Genomic DNA, 14,462 nt, shown 5'->3' on the forward strand with positions numbered 1-14,462 from the left:
ATGCTGAATATTCTGTTTGCGGTGCTGACCAGCCGCCTTGCGTGGGGCTTTGTCGGCATCACCGCGCTCTCTTTTATCATCTGGGTGATTGGCCCGGTCTTCTCTATCGTTGATTCGCGGCCACTTGAGCCAGAGCAGAACCGCATGATCAGTATCGCGCTGCTCTATCTGGTCTGGGGACTGGGGCAGGCGATTCCGCGGCTATACAATTACTGGCTTAACCGCAAGCTGATGTCGAGTCTGGAAACCGGCAAAAGCGATGCGCCGGAAGCCGATCGTCAGCGTCTGACCAGTGAAGAGCAGGTGCTGGCGGGCCGTTTCTCCGAAGCTACTGAAATGCTGAGAAAGGCGCACTTCCAGCGCCACAGCAGCAAAGGCACGCCGTTCTGGGCGCAGCGCTTTGGTCGGCAGTATCTCTATCAGCTGCCGTGGTACATGATTATCGGTGCACCCGGTGCCGGTAAAACCACCGCGCTGGTCAACTCCGGCCTGCAGTTCCCGCTGGCGGATAAGTTTGGCAAGTCGGCCCTGCGCGGCATTGGCGGCACCCGCAACTGCGACTGGTGGTTTACTAACGACGCCGTGCTGCTCGATACCGCCGGGCGTTACAGCACCCAGGAGAGTCAGCAGGAGCGGGATGCCAGCGAATGGCACCATTTCCTCGATCTGCTGCGTAAATATCGCGGACGTCAGCCGATCAACGGCGTTATCGTCACGCTGAGCGTCTCCGATCTGCTGAGTCAGTCGCCCGAGGCACTGCGCAACCAGGCGCTGGCGCTGCGTCAGCGTCTGATGGAGTTGCACGATCGTCTCGGCATCCGTTTCCCGGTTTATGTGCTGGTCACCAAAGCAGACCTGCTCAAAGGTTTCCGCAGCTACTTCGCCTCGCTGGATAAAGCGCAGCGTGAACAGATCTGGGGATTCACCTTTCCGTGGGCGAAGGCATCCGCCGCCGATTTCGAGCTGAACAGCCAGTTCCAGCAGGAGTATTCCCTGCTGCAACAGCGGCTCGATGCCGGACTGGCCGATCGGCTGCTGACGGAGAGCGACGCGCAGGCGCGTGCCGAAAGCTATCTCTTCCCGCAGGAGTTCGCTGCGCTGCGTCCGTTGCTGGCCGACGCGCTCGACACGCTGTTCGCCCGCTCCGATTTTGAAACCCAGTTCGCGCCACGCGGCATCTACTTTGCCAGCGGCACCCAGGAAGGTCTGCCGTTTGACCGGGTAATGGGCGAGCTGAACCGTGCCCTGAATCTGCCAGGCCAGCAGGCGGGCGAATCGGGCAGCTGGGATCAGGTCGATAAGGACGCCCCGATTCCGCAGAACAAAGGGCAGAGTTTCTTCCTCAAAGGCGTGCTGGAAAATGTGGTTTTCCAGGAGTCGGGTCTGGCGGGCAGCAACCGCTGGTGGGAGCTGCGCAACCGCGCCGGACTCTGGTCAGGCTATCTGGCGCTGCTGTTGCTGTTACTGGTCGCGGGCGGTCTGTGGCTCACCAGCTACAGCAAGAACAAAGCCTATCTGCAGGAGATGGCCGCTAAAGCGCCGCAGGTGGAGCAGCTGGGCGACCAGCTTCAGAAGCAGGTCAACGGCGATCTCTTTGCGCTGGTGCCTTATCTCAACACCCTGTTGCACCTGCCGGAAAGCGCCGACTTCTCGCTGGAATCGCCGCCGCTGACGCGTCGTATGGGCCTTTATCGTGGCACCGAGGTCAGCGATGCGACGCGTGCGCTTTACGACAAAGCGCTGAAGCAGCTGCTGTTGCCGCAGGTGGCGCAGAACATCACCCGCTGGCTGCGCAATGACAACGGCAGCGACGCTGACTACAGCTATGAAGCGCTGAAGGCGTATCAGATGCTCTATCAGCCGAAGCACTACGATGGCAAGTTCCTGCAGGCGTGGCTGATGCTTAACCTGTCGCGCGAGCTGCCGCAGAACGTGACACAGCAGCAGGTAAAACAGCTGGCGTGGCATCTGCAACAGCTGCTGGAGACGCAGATTCACTCGTCGCCATATGCGAAGGATGACGCGCTGGTAAAGCGCGAGCAGGCGCTGATTAATCAGATGCCGCTGTCACAGCGCGTCTATGGACGCCTGAAGCGCCTGCTGCAACGTGATGACAGCCTGCAACCGGTGACGCTGGCGGCGCTGGGCGGTCCCCAGAGCGAGCTGGTGTTTTCCCGTAAAAGCGGTAAATCGGTTAATGACGGTGTGGCAGGTCTCTATACGCCGGACGGCTACTGGCAGCATGTGGACAAGCAGATTGGTCCGGTAACGCAGGCGCTCTATCAGGACGATCTCTGGGTACTGGATGGCGCTGCGCCGCAGCAGAAAAGTGAGCAGACCGATCTCGCGGTGCGCCAGCTCTATGTGCAGGACTACATCCGCCAGTGGGAGCAGTTCCTGAGCGATATCCAGCTCAACAGCAGTGCCGATCTCTCGCAACGTATTAACACCGCGCGCTTGCTGTCGGGCAACCACTCGCCGCTGCGCCAGCTGGTCATCAACCTCAGTAACCTGCTGACGCTGAACCGGGCGCAGCCCGATGAGAAAACGGCGCAGGCGGCAAAGCCGTCGGATAACAGCGCCACCCGCACCCTTGAAGCGCTGTTTACCTCGCCTGAAGCGGCTGCGGCGCGTGGACAGGCGGCAGCGCAGGCGTCACCGGAGCAGGCGGTTGCCGTGCATTTTGCGCCCGTGCTTGAGCTGGCTCAGCCGTTACAGCAGGGCAGCAAGGTGCTGGCGGTGGATGATTTCCTGCATCAGATTGACGATCTCTATCGTTACCTCACGGCGGTGCAGGATGCCGCCAACAGCGGGATGCCGCCACCGGCCAGCGATGCGATCAGTCGTTTGCAGGCCAGCGCCGGACGTCTGCCCGGTTCGCTGCAGAATATGGTCTCCAGTATGGCGGTCGGGGCCAGCAGCGATGCGCAGCGCCGCGACATGGATAACGTCCGTAAACGCATCACCATGGAAGTCGGCAGTTTCTGTCGTCAGGCGATCGCCGGCCGTTATCCGCTGGTGCGCTCCGCGCGCAGTGAGGTGACACCCGACGATCTGGCACGGATGTTCGCCCCCGGCAGCGGCATGATGGACAGCTTCTTCCGCGACAACCTGGCCAGCAAAGTCGACACCACAAACGCCTCATGGCGCTTTACGCCGGGTATCGACGGCAAAACGCTGCCGGGCGGCGAAGCGCTGCTGCGTCCTTTCCAGCAGGCGCAGTCAATTCGTGATGCGTTCTTTGCTAACGGTGCGACCACGCCAGGCTTCCGCGTCACGCTGCGCACCGTAAAAATGGACAATGACATTCTTAACCTGACGCTGGATGTGGATGGACAGCAATTGCGTTACAGCCACGGGCCGCAGGCAGTACAGATGGTCAGCTGGCCCGGTCCGGGCGGCACCAGCCAGGTGCGCATGCAGCTGGGCCTGACCAACGGCACCACCTCAACGCTGGTGACCAGTGGGCCCTGGGCACTCAATCGCTTCTTCGATCGCGCCCGTGTTACCGCGGCTGGCGGCCTGACCCGCGAAGCCACGTTCAGCGTGGAGGGTCATCAGGTCACGCTGTCGTTCACCCCTGGCAGCATTCGTAACCCGTTCCAGCTTCCCGGCTTTAGCTGCCCCTGAAACAGGACCCGACAATGACTCATTACGCTGCACCCTGCTGGTACGGCAAATTGCCCAGCGCGGGTGACTTTGTGAAGCGCCGCTTTCCTGATGTCCTCTATCGCCAATGGTCCAGCTGGTTTCAGGTGGGCCTGCATCACTGGCAGAGCAGTCAGGAGGGGGATAACGCGCCGTCGCGCCCGTTCCTCAACGCGCCGGTCTGGAATTTTGTGGTGCCGCCGATGCTGGGCAGTCAGCTGATCCAGATGGGCTGCCTGATCGCGGCACGGGACAGCGTGGGACGTAACTATCCGCTCTGCGCGCTGCGTCACTTCACCCCCGCCGAGTGGTCGCCAGCGCTGCTGGCACGCTCCGGCGAGTGGTATCAGCAGGTGGGCAATACGCTGCTGCGGGTGGTGCAGGGCGGCGGATCGCCGGAGCAGCTGGATCAGGCGCTGATCAGCATTCCGCAGCCGCAACCGCCGCAGGAGACGGGTGAGCCGTCAGATATCCTCAACGTTATCGGGCATGGCGACACGCCTTCAACGCTGAACTGGACGCTGCCGGGTGAGAACTTCGATCCGCAGTTCTACACCAGTTTCTGGTGGACCAATCAAAGCGACGGGTTTCCGCTTTATACCCAGGTCCACAGCGGTAACTTCACCGCCCAGCTTTTTTCATTGCTGTTTGATCCGGCCGGTGGGGCAAAGCCGGGACGAAACGGACTTTATCCCCCGATGTTTGAATCCTGAGGCAACACCCATGACGATGAATACAGAGGCTTTGCTGGCTCCGGTCAGTGATGACAATCCCGGTGGCGATAACCTGGAGTACGACGCCGATTTTCAGGCGATGGAGCAGGCCAGTGCCGGTAAAGCGGAACAGCAGTTCGGTAACACCATCATTCCGGCGGAACCCGCCGACTGGAACAAAGTTGAGAAGCTAGCGATAGCGCTGCTGGCCCGCAGTAAAGATTTACGGGTGATGCTGGCGCTGACCCACGCCTGGACCGAACTGAAAGGGCTGCCGGGCTACGCCCAGGGCCTGAAGCTGATTGAACAGGCGCTGCTGCTCTACTGGGAGCCGCTGTGGCCCCGGCTGGAAGAGTACGGTGAGCAGGATCCTTTCTACCGCATCAATGCCCTGGCGCTGCTGGGTGACAAAACGGAACTCAGTGGCGCGGTGCGTCAGTGCTGGCTGCTGCGCTACCCGTCCGACGGCATCACGCTGCGTGATGCGGCCGCCCTGTGCGACGGCAGCAAAACCGAGGTGGCGGACTACCCCGGTGGCCTGCCGCGTCTGATCGACGAACTGGCGCGCGGCGACCAGCCCGGTATTGAGGCGGTGCTGCAGATTCATGAGCGGCTTCAGACCATCTGCGAAACCGTGGCCGAACGGCTGGGCGACGCGGCGGTGCCGGAACTGGCCCTGCTGCGCCGACAGATTGCGCTGATCGCCGAACGCTGCCAGGCCACCGACATCAGCCAGCTGATTCCCACCGCAGCGGCGGAACAACCCGCAGAAGCGGCGGCCCCGGCGGCGGTCGCAACGGCGCCGCGCGCGGCCGCGGACTGGCGCACGGTACAGATCAGTTCCCGCGCCGATGCCCAGCTGATGCTGGAGAAAGTGAAGCTCTACTTCACCCAGCACGAGCCGAGCCATCCGGCTCCGCTGATGATCGACCGGGTACAGCGCTTAATCGAACGCGACTTCCTGGAAATCATCCGCGAGCTGGCACCCGATGGCGTGCATCAGCTGGAAACCATTTTCGGACGTCGCGACTAAGCAGGCGTGACCCACTCACACAGCGGGAGCTGCGCGCCTGCTGTGACACATTATCCGCGCATCATTGATGGAGAAAACCATGGCAACAAGCAAATCCAGTGGGCAGAAGTTCATTGCCCGCAATCGCGCGCCTCGCGTTCAGATTGAATATGACGTGGAAATTTATGGCGCGGAACGCAAAATCCAGCTGCCGTTTGTGATGGGCGTGCTGGCGGATCTGGTGGGTAAACCGCTGGAGCCGCAGCCGGGCATCGACGACCGCAAATTCCTTGAGATCGACATTGACAACTTCGATGAGCGCATGAAAGCGCTGAAGCCACGCGCCGCGTTCCAGGTAGACAACACTCTGAATGGCGAAGGCAAGCTGAACATCGATCTCACCTTCGACAGCATGGATGACTTTTCGCCGGATGCCGTGGCCCGCAACGTCGAGCCGCTGAGCAAGCTGCTGGAAGCGCGTACCCAGCTGGCAAACCTGCTGACCTATATGGACGGCAAAAACGGTGCGGAAGAGCTGATTGGTAAAGTGCTGCAGGACCCAACGCTGCTGCAGGCTCTGACCCATCTGCCTAAGCAGGATGAGGCCACTGAAGGTAAGGAGCCGCAGGCATGACGCAGACTTCACAACAACCCCAGTCGCAGGGCGCGGCAAGTTTCAGCCAGGATGAGTTCAGCGCGCTGCTGAACAAAGAGTTCCGGCCGAAAAGCGATCAGGCACGTGCCGCGGTCGAGAGCGCGGTAAAAACTCTGGCGCAGCAGGCGCTGGAGAACACCGTCACCGTTTCCAGCGACGCCTATCGCACCATTCAGGCGCTGATCGCGGAGATCGACGAAAAGCTGTCGCAGCAGGTTAACCAGATTATTCACCATCCGGAGTTCCAGTCGCTGGAAAGCGCCTGGCGCGGCCTGAGCTATCTGGTGAACAACACTGAAACGGACGAGATGTTGAAAATCCGTTTTATGAGCATCTCCAAGCAGGAACTGGGTCGTACGCTTAAGCGCTATAAAGGTGCTGGCTGGGACCAAAGCCCGCTGTTCAAGAAGATCTATGAGCAGGAGTATGGTCAGTTCGGCGGCGAGCCGTTTGGCTGTCTGGTGGGCGACTACTACTTCGACCATAGCCCGCAGGATGTTGAGCTGCTCGGTGAGATGGCGCGCATCGGTTCGGCGGCACACTGTCCGTTTATCACCGGCACCGCGCCGGAAGTGATGCAGATGGAATCCTGGCAGGAGCTGGCAAATCCGCGCGATCTGACCAAAATCTTCCAGAACACCGAATATGCTGCCTGGCGCAGCCTGCGTGAGTCGGAAGATGCACGTTATCTGGGCCTGGTGATGCCGCGTTTCCTGGCGCGTCTGCCATATGGCATTCGTACCAACCCGGTCGACAGCTTCGATTTTGAAGAGCAGACCGACGGTTCCGATCACGGCAACTACACCTGGAGCAATGCGGCGTATGCGATGGCCGCCAACATCAACCGCTCCTTTAAGGAGTATGGCTGGTGTACCGCAATCCGCGGCGTAGAATCGGGCGGGGCGGTTGAGAACCTGCCGTGCCACACCTTCCCGAGCGACGACGGCGGCGTGGACATGAAGTGTCCGACCGAAATCGCCATCAGCGATCGCCGCGAAGCCGAACTGGCGAAAAACGGCTTTATGCCGCTGGTGCATCGCAAAAACTCTGACTTCGCCGCCTTTATTGGCGCGCAGTCACTGCAGAAGCCGACGGAATATCACGACGCCGATGCCACCGCCAATGCCCGTCTGGCCGCGCGTCTGCCTTATCTGTTCGCCTGCTGCCGCTTTGCGCATTACCTGAAGTGCATCGTGCGTGACAAGATCGGCTCCTTCCGCGAGCGCGATGAGATGGAACGCTGGCTGAACGATTGGGTGATGAACTACGTCGATGGCGATCCGGCTAACTCCTCGCAGGAGACCAAGTCTCGTAAGCCGCTGGCCGCTGCCGAGGTGAATGTGGAAGAGCAGGAAGATAATCCGGGCTATTACGCCGCGAAATTCTTCCTGCGTCCGCACTACCAGCTGGAAGGCCTGACCGTTTCGCTGCGTCTGGTCTCTAAGCTGCCGTCACTGAAGAATGATAATGCTTAAGGGCTGAGTCATAAGATTATCAGGCGCGAAAAGATATTGCGCCTGATGCCTCAAAGAAAGATTGCTGAGGTGAATGTCAGGGAGGATAAAAGAATGGTTAAAAAATCAGCTCTGTATTTACTAAGTTATCTGCTGGTTTTATTTCAGCCCTGATTTTATCCACCTGTGCAGGTTATTTCATTTTCTTCTGTGACTGGAATGTCACGATGATGGGGAAAATAATTAACGGCATCCTGATTACTCTTTCAGTCACTGCGTCATTTTTTTACTGGGCAGGGCACAAGCTAAGGGAACGGTATTAATTGCTTTTGTGTTACCTGACTCCCTGTTCAGTATTCCGATTTTCGTCATGGGAATTTAATACATTGCCCGGTCTGGTGCCCGGCAATGCAATATCTGAAATATGGTTTATGACGATATTTCAGAAGCAAGGCAAAGGTAAAATATGGACTGTTTTATTCAGCCCCATGCTTTTCTTTTTGCCATATCCTTGCTTTTTTTGAAAGCAATAATCTCAACCAATAAAGAGTGAAAGATAATGGCTATTGATATGTTTATGAAGGTTGACGGTGTTACTGGCGAGTCGAAAGACTCAAATCACACTGGCTGGACTGATATTACCTCTTTCTCATGGGGTGCTTCTCAGCCAGGCAACATGTCTGTGGGCGGCGGCGGCGGTGCGGGTAAAGTTAACTTCAACGACCTGCACGTGAATGCACTGATCGACAAATCCACCACTGCGCTGCTGAAGAACTGCGCAAGCGGTAAGCATCTCACTAAAGTTGAACTCTCTATCTGTAAAGCGGGCGGTTCACAGGTTGAGTATGCGCGCATCACTCTGGAAGACGTTCTGGTGACTGCGGTGAATTACAATGGCTCCGACAACGGCGATACCCTGGGAATGACCTACTCCTTCCAGGCATCCAAAGTGAAGCAGCAGTACTGGGAGCAGAGCTCTTCCGGCGGCAAAGGCGCAGAGAGCAGCGCCGGCTGGGACATTAAAGGCAACAAAGAAGCGTAATAAAATACGCCTCCGAAAAGGGGGCGTATATTCATTGAAATTCAATGGATTAGAGGTTGTGGTAATTATACGTTTCGAACATTTAATTGCAAAAGGAGGTTGTTATGGCTGAGAAAAATTCAATTGAGCCGGGATTTTGTGTTGTTCAGCGTCCAGGAAGACTGACTGAGCAGGCAATGTGGCTTTATGGCACGCGTAATATGTCTGCCGCGAACTATTTTTTGCAATTAAATGCTGATGTTGCATGGGCTAAACCCGGCCAGATTTTAATCGTTGCCGATCCGAACGGTAATAATCACCCGGCAGCCATGCGCACGCTGGAAGAGGCTAAATCCAGAACCAATAATAGTGTCACTCATCTGACCGTTGATGAGGCTGATTTCTTTAACCGCCATTATGCTTCCATTGCTGCTATTACCAATTTTATGGATAAAGCATCAGGTATCATCGGCGATGCGGGAGAGCGTTATTTCAATGAAATTGGCAAGAAACTTGTCGCTATTGAGAATGCCTACCGTAACCAATATCTGACGTCAGGAACATTGTTCGGGCAGCAGTTTTTTATCGAGCGGAAACGCCTGTTTGGTGAACTTGAAGTATTACTGAATCGTTTATCCCGATTTATGTTGAATTTGCGCCCCTATGAAAAGATTAAGCATGCTTTAAACCTTTCCAGTTCCTCTATTATCCATGACTGGCAAACTGCTGGCACAGGAGTAATACGCGGTTATTCGACCTATGTAGATAGTGCAGCCAAAGCAGCGAAATTTATGAAAATGGGTGGATGGGTTTCGATAGGATTTAGTGCTGTGAATACAACGAATGAGGTTTATCACAGCTGTACCACTGAAAGAGAAGATGAATGTTCTAAAGTAGCGGTGAAAGGGTATTCTCAGTTTGCAGCAAGCACGACTGCAGGTATCCTGGGCGGCGCGGCGGCGGGTGCAATCGCAACTTCCGCCTGCGTAGCACTGGGTGTTGCAACCGGAGGCATAGGTGCGTTAGCTTGTGGAATAGTCGGATCCGCTGCAGGGGGGTTTGGTGCTGCTAAGCTGGGTGAAAAAGGGGCAGGCATTTTAATGGATAAGATTTTATGAGTTCGTATGATTTTTTTATGTATGGCAGTTTGATTTTATCTGTTTTGGTCATTCTTCTGCATGTCTATGCTGCGTGGTTCTTTAGAGTTAATCGAAAAGCGTATCAGGATTTTATCGATCTTTATCAAAATGCTGGCTTGCAATTAGACTTAACCACGAAAGTTGCAAATCATTTAGGGTTCTATGCTAATTATCAGAAGTTAGCCTTTTTCATGAATCTCAGGAAAGGGCGGAAAATGCGCTTTTCTAAATCTGAAAATGTCAGCATAAAGGCTTATGAATTTGTACAAAAACAACCTAAGGATAAAATGGTGTGGATGGAAAAGACGCTCTCTCTTTACCAGCTTACTTTTCTTCTGACAGTTGTCTGGGCTATTTTTATGGCTATTTTTGTTTATGTATTTAACTGAAGCTATGTATAAGACTTTATGACCTTGCCTTGCATTTTGATTGCTGTGTCAGTGATGTCTTTTCTGAGTTCGATTGCTTTGCAAATTGTAGGCTACATAATATTCAGAAAAAATATTCAAAACTATGAATCATTAATTAGCGAGTTTCGCAAAAGAAGATTGGATCTTGATTTCAGCACTCAGGTTAGCTCCTTTTTCAGTCTATCGTTCCATCCTGTAAAAATTTCCTGGTTTGCACGCTTATATAAAGGTGTAAAACTTCAGCGCAGAGGTAATGAGAGCGTTAGCCAGGAAACTTATGATTTTATTCAATCGTTACCTGAAAAAGAAATAGGCTGGCTAATACGCCTTCATACTTTAAATATGGTGACTGCGGTAATGATGCTTGGCGGAGGTTTAGGTTTTATTATCTGGCGTCATTTTTATAGCTAGTATGTGCTTAACTATGATCATGGAGATGGTTTCATTAATATCCGAGTGTATGTGGCACCCTGAAAAAGCAACATCTGTTCTGATACCTGTCACTTCCTGAATGCGCAGAATATGGCAGTGTGTCCCTGATGCTGCCTCCCTGTGGATACTGAAATGAAAAAATTACTGATGTTACTGGCTTTGACGCTATCTCCTGCAGTGCTGGCGATAACGCCTCCGGCACCAGACTCCTTTAAGCAACCGCAGATTTTCAGCAACTGGCTTCTGAATCGCTGTGCAGGTAAAGCTGCCACTGACAAGGCTTTCAGTGATGATGCCTTCAAAAGTGCCTCAGCCTGGTTAGAGGTAAGCCATCTCCCTGTTGAAGCCTTCAGTGATGGCGATAAATTAATCAATGCGTATTTGAAGATGGATCTGACCGGCTCAGTCAAAGGAAGCTTCAATATGATGAAATGCACATTACTTTCGCAAAGCCAGGATGCTGAGGCTCTCTATAATAAATACAAAAAGTAATTTTCTTTTTTGGTAGAGCTTGAAGGATATTGCAGCGTTAAACATCAGTAGTGAATTATCAAAGGAGATATGTTTAGTTAAATGGAATCGCTCATTACACCTGACGTTAAGCAGGACAGTGACTCCTGCAAGGAAATTTCCACATAATGAGAAAAGTCATTGGTTTTATTATCATAGTGCTAATGAGTCTGCCTTTATTGTCTTTGGCTAAGTCGGTTTCACACTTCGAAGGAAAAAAATTCAGAGCGGATATTACCTATGACTGTGAGGAAGGTAACGTCAGTTGTGATAACGTTTTGCTTAAGTCAACAAGAGTAAAAGATAATTCATCGATAGTTCTTAAAGGTGAAACGATCAATACCAATTGCCCTGACGTCTGCGACTTCAGGGGCTATCGCTTCGCTAACGGTCAACATGATTATTCATTTTATCCAGACCAGAAGGGCGAGAGTCTTTGGGATTATATCGTGACATTCAAGGGTAAGGTTATTGCTCAGGACGTTGGGGTAATGAAATAGAGAAGCATATATAAATCCGATGTTATTGAGCGTGCGCTTGTACTCTGGTTATTCACAATTAATTTTTATAATAATCAACCTCGGCTCTGTTTGAATCATTTGCCTCTTCAATTCATTGAGAGTTAATGTGTTGACGAAATGTCGTCATTAAAAGAAATAAGGCAGTGCTGCTATTTAAGTAGATAAATAAACTCAGCGAAAAAATAATAAACCCCAACTCCAAAATTAAACTTTCCCGCTCCCTATACCCCGCGCCTTTCCCCGAGAGGTGCGCGGTGTAGATGCCGAACCGCTAACCGCAGGAATCCGTTATGCGCTTTACGATAATAACGACTAAACCCGGCCAACAGCCGCCGCAAACTCATTGTGATTTCTTTCCGCCCGGCGGCACCATTGGTCGCGGCGTGGATAACAATCTGGTGCTGCCGGATGACGACCGAACGCTCTCCCGGCTGCAGGCCATTGTGCACATCACCGCGAACGGTGAATGTCGTCTGACTAACCGTGGCAATGTGACGCGCGTGCTGCTCAACGATATTCCGCTGGAACGCGGTCGTCAGGTTGAGCTGCAGGATGGGGACATTCTGGGCATCGATGATTATCAGCTGCTGGTCAGCGATCTCAATAGTGCGCAGCAGCCGCAGGCTGAAAGGGCGGTTCCGCGTCCGGAGCCGGTCCAGCCCGCCGCGGCTCCTCGTGAACCGGTAGCCGAAAAAGCCAGTACCACCGCCGCTATCCCCAGCGAAATCTGGGACAGTCTGGCGAAAGAGTTCTCGATTTCCGACGATCTCTCTAAACGCAAAGCCGTGCCAGAGATGCCGGATGCCCATCCGCTGACCGCGCCCGCCATGCCAGATCGGAATCCGGAAGATCCACTGGCACAGCTAATCAATGATGCGCCGCTGGATTATGGTCAGCAGCCCAAAAACAGCAGCCTGTTTGATGACGGTGATGCGCTCTTTGCGCAGCAGAGTATTTTTGACGACCGTACGCCGAGCACGCTGGCGGCTCAGCCGCACACTACGCCAAAGCAGGCTGAGGCGCCTACTGCGGAACTGGATCCACTGAGCCTGTTCGACGGCGAGAGCAGTGCGGATGTGCGCAACCATGATGATCCATTAGGACTGATGATGGGGAACGCGGTGCCGCTGGCGCAGCCGGAGCCAGCGAAACCGGCGACGCTGCATGTGCCGCCTCAGCCAGAGACAAAGCCTGAGCCGGTTGCCCCACGCTCACCTGAGCAGGCTTCCGTCAGCCTGAACGAAATGGATCACTCTCCGCTATTTAGCGGCATCGACTTACCCGTTGATGACCAGCCTCATAGTGAATCCCCGCGCCAGACGTTGCTGGCGGATGAGGCAGAGTCCGGTCAGACAGACGCTGTTAATCCGCCAAACGACTATGGCGGGATTACGCTGCCCACACCCCAGGCGGTGCAGCGAGCTCCCTCACCGACGCCGAAAGGGCGGCTGCGCATTGATCCGGTTGCCTCGGGTCACCAGCATGCCGCCGCCGTGCAGCCCTCCACATCCAGCCAGAGCAGCGGCGATGCGCTGAAAGGCGAACTGCTGGACGCGCTGCTGGAAGGCATGGGTCTGCGCGATCTGCAGCCGACGCCGCAGTTTGACCGCGAGCAGATGCTGCAGTTTGGTCAGATGCTCAGCATGTTCTCGCAGGGCACGGTCGCGCTGCTGTCATCGCGCTCGATCCTTAAGCGCGGCGTTAAGGCTGACATGACGGTGATCCTCGACGACGCCAACAACCCGTTCAAGCTGCTGCCATCGGGCAAAACTGTCCTGATGCAGATGTTTGGCAGCCGGATGCCGGGCTTTATGCCACCACGTCAGGCGGTGCGGGATGCGCTGATTGATTTGCAGGCGCACCAGCTGGGCATGATCGCCGGTATCCGCGCCATCATCGCCTCGATGCTGCAATCCTTTAACCCGGAGCAGCTGGAGGAAGAGGCACGTCAGGCGGGATCGGTTTCCCGTATCGGCCTGCCGGGCAGCCGTAAAGCGGCGCTGTGGGAGCATTTTGTTGAGCGCTACGGCGAGACGGCGGGCGAGATCGAAGACGATTTCCACACCCTGTTTGGCGAAGCGTTTCTGCACGCCTATGACCTGGAAGTTAATCAGTACAAAGACTCACAAACCCACACGGATGACGCATGAATATCACTATTGCCTCGACGTCGAATCAGGGCGATCGCGCCAGTAATCAGGATCAGATCGGTGATGTCATCGGTAAGCGCTCCGCCTGCTTTGTGGTGTGCGACGGTGTGGCCGGGTTTCCCGGCGGTGACAGGGCGGCCGCCATCGCCCGCAGCAGCCTGCTGGAAGCGTTCGATGGGGATGCGCACCTCAATGCGCAGTCGATTCGCAACTACGTTAATCACGCGAATCACGCTATCCGGCAGCAGCAGAAAGCCAGCAGCGAGCACAGCCGGATGGGCACCACGCTGGTCAGCCTGTTCATCGACCGCGACTACCACCTTGCCTGCTGGGCGCATGCCGGTGACAGCCGCCTTTATCTGTTCCGCCGCGGCTATCTCTATCTGGTCACCACCGACCACAGCCTGGTGCAGCAGATGAAAGATGCCGGACATCGCACCGAAGGCATCAACAGCAACCTGCTCTATTTTGCGCTGGGAATGGGTGATGAGCAGCGCGACGCCAGCTACAGCGACGTGGTCGGGATTGAAGATGGCGATGCCTTTCTGCTCTGCACCGATGGTTTCTGGCACGGCGTTACGCTGGAGCAGATGCAGCAGTCACTGCACATGGTGAATACGCCGGAAGAGTGGCTGACGCTGATGCAGCAAATCATCAAAAACGATCAGTCAGATCAGGGGCAGCAGGATAATTTCAGCGCGCTGGCCGTCTGGATTGGATCGCCCCAGGACACCACTTTGCTGCACTCGCTCTCTGAAGCGGCGCAGTTCTTCCCTCTGCGAGATTGAGAACGCCAA

Annotated in this window: 13 protein-coding genes; all 13 read left to right on the forward strand. The window is 55.1% G+C overall.

Annotated elements, in window-relative coordinates; genetic code table 11:
- The 13 genes from tssM (at position 1) to AC6I8E_RS07675 (ending at position 14,453) form a co-directional block, all read left to right on the forward strand.
- A complete protein-coding gene (tssM, locus tag AC6I8E_RS07615) occupies positions 1 to 3,630 on the forward strand; it encodes a type VI secretion system membrane subunit TssM (protein WP_312215383.1) in 3,630 nt (1,209 codons plus the stop codon).
- Positions 3,631 to 3,644: 14 nt separating this feature from the next.
- On the forward strand, positions 3,645 to 4,361 hold the full coding sequence (gene tagF, locus AC6I8E_RS07620) for a type VI secretion system-associated protein TagF (RefSeq protein ID WP_013357572.1): 717 nt from the start codon (positions 3,645 to 3,647) through the stop codon (positions 4,359 to 4,361).
- 16 nt (positions 4,362 to 4,377) lie between these two features.
- Positions 4,378 to 5,394, forward strand: a complete 1,017-nt coding sequence (gene tssA / locus AC6I8E_RS07625) for a type VI secretion system protein TssA (RefSeq protein WP_033784560.1) — start codon at positions 4,378 to 4,380, stop codon at positions 5,392 to 5,394.
- Positions 5,395 to 5,473: 79 nt separating this feature from the next.
- A complete protein-coding gene (gene tssB, locus AC6I8E_RS07630; protein WP_013357574.1) occupies positions 5,474 to 6,007 on the forward strand; it encodes a type VI secretion system contractile sheath small subunit in 534 nt (177 codons plus the stop codon).
- The gene (tssC, locus tag AC6I8E_RS07635) at positions 6,004 to 7,503 is read left to right on the forward strand and encodes a type VI secretion system contractile sheath large subunit (RefSeq protein ID WP_013357575.1); all 1,500 of its coding nucleotides are present in this window, start codon (positions 6,004 to 6,006) and stop codon (positions 7,501 to 7,503) included. The genes tssB and tssC overlap by 4 nt, the downstream gene beginning before the upstream one ends.
- Positions 7,504 to 8,041: 538 nt before the next feature.
- Positions 8,042 to 8,524, forward strand: a complete 483-nt coding sequence (locus AC6I8E_RS07640) for an Hcp family type VI secretion system effector (RefSeq protein WP_013357577.1) — start codon at positions 8,042 to 8,044, stop codon at positions 8,522 to 8,524.
- Between the two features lie 104 nt (positions 8,525 to 8,628).
- The gene (locus AC6I8E_RS07645) at positions 8,629 to 9,621 is read left to right on the forward strand and encodes a hypothetical protein (RefSeq protein ID WP_370421436.1); all 993 of its coding nucleotides are present in this window, start codon (positions 8,629 to 8,631) and stop codon (positions 9,619 to 9,621) included.
- Positions 9,618 to 10,031: a hypothetical protein gene (locus AC6I8E_RS07650; protein ID WP_497824625.1), complete on the forward strand. Its 414-nt coding sequence runs from the start codon at positions 9,618 to 9,620 to the stop codon at positions 10,029 to 10,031. Before AC6I8E_RS07645 ends, AC6I8E_RS07650 begins: the two co-directional genes overlap by 4 nt.
- Positions 10,032 to 10,085: 54 nt before the next feature.
- Positions 10,086 to 10,463: a hypothetical protein gene (locus tag AC6I8E_RS07655; RefSeq protein ID WP_147788304.1), complete on the forward strand. Its 378-nt coding sequence runs from the start codon at positions 10,086 to 10,088 to the stop codon at positions 10,461 to 10,463.
- A 153-nt stretch (positions 10,464 to 10,616) separates the two neighbouring features.
- Positions 10,617 to 10,976, forward strand: a complete 360-nt coding sequence (locus AC6I8E_RS07660; RefSeq protein WP_107319559.1) for a T6SS amidase immunity protein Tai4 family protein — start codon at positions 10,617 to 10,619, stop codon at positions 10,974 to 10,976.
- A 146-nt stretch (positions 10,977 to 11,122) separates the two neighbouring features.
- Positions 11,123 to 11,494 (forward strand): hypothetical protein, encoded by a 372-nt coding sequence (locus AC6I8E_RS07665; RefSeq protein ID WP_497824626.1) that lies wholly within the window; start codon positions 11,123 to 11,125, stop codon positions 11,492 to 11,494.
- A 311-nt stretch (positions 11,495 to 11,805) separates the two neighbouring features.
- Positions 11,806 to 13,665 (forward strand): type VI secretion system-associated FHA domain protein TagH, encoded by a 1,860-nt coding sequence (gene tagH, locus AC6I8E_RS07670; RefSeq protein ID WP_497824627.1) that lies wholly within the window; start codon positions 11,806 to 11,808, stop codon positions 13,663 to 13,665.
- Complete coding sequence (locus AC6I8E_RS07675; RefSeq protein ID WP_013357582.1) at positions 13,662 to 14,453, forward strand: PP2C family protein-serine/threonine phosphatase; 792 nt, start codon at positions 13,662 to 13,664, stop codon at positions 14,451 to 14,453. The genes tagH and AC6I8E_RS07675 overlap by 4 nt, the downstream gene beginning before the upstream one ends.
- Positions 14,454 to 14,462: the final 9 nt, after the last annotated feature.

The sequence above is a fragment of the Pantoea sp. X-Soil-YNGN-785 genome, from assembly GCF_059730585.1.

Excerpts from the sequence above, each read along its gene's own strand:
- tssM (WP_312215383.1), top strand. The coding sequence starts at position 1 with ATGCTGAATATTCTGTTTGCGGTGCTGACCAGCCGCCTTGCGTGGGGC.
- tagF (WP_013357572.1), top strand. The coding sequence starts at position 3,645 with ATGACTCATTACGCTGCACCCTGCTGGTACGGCAAATTGCCCAGCGCG.
- tssA (WP_033784560.1), top strand. The coding sequence starts at position 4,378 with ATGAATACAGAGGCTTTGCTGGCTCCGGTCAGTGATGACAATCCCGGT.
- tssB (WP_013357574.1), top strand. The coding sequence starts at position 5,474 with ATGGCAACAAGCAAATCCAGTGGGCAGAAGTTCATTGCCCGCAATCGC.
- tssC (WP_013357575.1), top strand. The coding sequence starts at position 6,004 with ATGACGCAGACTTCACAACAACCCCAGTCGCAGGGCGCGGCAAGTTTC.
- AC6I8E_RS07640 (WP_013357577.1), top strand. The coding sequence starts at position 8,042 with ATGGCTATTGATATGTTTATGAAGGTTGACGGTGTTACTGGCGAGTCG.
- AC6I8E_RS07645 (WP_370421436.1), top strand. The coding sequence starts at position 8,629 with ATGGCTGAGAAAAATTCAATTGAGCCGGGATTTTGTGTTGTTCAGCGT.
- AC6I8E_RS07650 (WP_497824625.1), top strand. The coding sequence starts at position 9,618 with ATGAGTTCGTATGATTTTTTTATGTATGGCAGTTTGATTTTATCTGTT.
- AC6I8E_RS07655 (WP_147788304.1), top strand. The coding sequence starts at position 10,086 with ATGTCTTTTCTGAGTTCGATTGCTTTGCAAATTGTAGGCTACATAATA.
- AC6I8E_RS07660 (WP_107319559.1), top strand. The coding sequence starts at position 10,617 with ATGAAAAAATTACTGATGTTACTGGCTTTGACGCTATCTCCTGCAGTG.
- AC6I8E_RS07665 (WP_497824626.1), top strand. The coding sequence starts at position 11,123 with ATGAGAAAAGTCATTGGTTTTATTATCATAGTGCTAATGAGTCTGCCT.
- tagH (WP_497824627.1), top strand. The coding sequence starts at position 11,806 with ATGCGCTTTACGATAATAACGACTAAACCCGGCCAACAGCCGCCGCAA.
- AC6I8E_RS07675 (WP_013357582.1), top strand. The coding sequence starts at position 13,662 with ATGAATATCACTATTGCCTCGACGTCGAATCAGGGCGATCGCGCCAGT.